The sequence below is a fragment of the Pseudomonas sp. Fl4BN1 genome (genome assembly GCF_009908285.1).
Taxonomy (GTDB): domain Bacteria; phylum Pseudomonadota; class Gammaproteobacteria; order Pseudomonadales; family Pseudomonadaceae; genus Aquipseudomonas.
The window spans coordinates 1-450 of sequence record NZ_JAAARM010000103.1; the positions used below are offsets into that span (position 1 = coordinate 1).

Sequence of the window (450 nt, forward strand, 5' to 3'; positions counted from 1 at the left end):
GGCTTTGGCTGGTCGAACACGTGTTCGACGTCCGGACGCGCGAGGAGGACGAGGGCGGTCTTTCGCTCCAGCTGACTCTCGTAGGTGATCACTCGCGGGACGGGCCCGTGGCAGACCAGCCGACCGCGTAGCGAGCCCCTGTTGGGGATGAATTCGCGCGAGGCCTCGGACGGCCTAGGCGGGATCCAAGGCACGTAGGAGTGACAGCCGTGGGCGTTCGCGCCGGGAGCACCGGCGCGGGGGACGTAGTTTCCTGTGGTCATGATCGGTCACCCTGTCGGGGTGCCGTGGCCAAGCGGGATCGCTGACCGGGGCTCTTGCCATCCGGTCTCAGGTGTGCACGATCGCGGTTGGTCCACGACGAGTGGGGCTGTGGTCGTCGTCCGGCGCGCTGCCAGGCTTTGACGGATTTCGACCGGTTACACGGGCGTTTCGGGAGTGATCCCGAGG

1 protein-coding gene is annotated in these 450 nt (G+C 67.3%); it reads right to left on the minus strand.

Features of this window, described 5'->3' with window-relative positions:
• The coding region (locus tag GV818_RS34320; RefSeq protein ID WP_218586328.1) for a hypothetical protein at nt 1-263 on the minus strand (263 nt) is incomplete at its 3' end.
• Nucleotides 264-450: the final 187 nt, after the last annotated feature.